General features: G+C 37.5%; 1 protein-coding gene. It reads right to left on the bottom strand.

Translation table 11 applies throughout. The features are described from left to right. Positions 1-240: hypothetical protein (locus tag SB724_RS21650; RefSeq protein WP_410573117.1), on the bottom strand; the 240-nt coding region annotated here is incomplete at both ends.

Raw genomic sequence — 240 nt, 5'->3', positions numbered from 1 at the left:
CATTGCCATTCGCTCCGTGCCTTTTTCGAATTCTTGCTCTAACATTTTTTGTAATTCAGCAATCTGCTCTTTTATTGCATCTACATCAACCCCTTCCTCTCCTAGTTCTTCTGCCAAGGCTTCTATTGCTGCTTTTAACTCAGCTATAGTTTCTTTATCGACACCTAAACGTTGATAAATTAATGCCTCTTGGGAATTTTCTAAAAAGCTTTTGTCTTCTGGTTTAGCGATAAAATTAGG

Origin of the sequence: Bacillus sp. SIMBA_031 (assembly GCF_046535225.1) — a bacterium.
GTDB lineage: Bacteria > Bacillota > Bacilli > Bacillales > Bacillaceae > Bacillus > Bacillus velezensis.
This window is presented reverse-complemented; position numbering and strand designations above follow the sequence as displayed.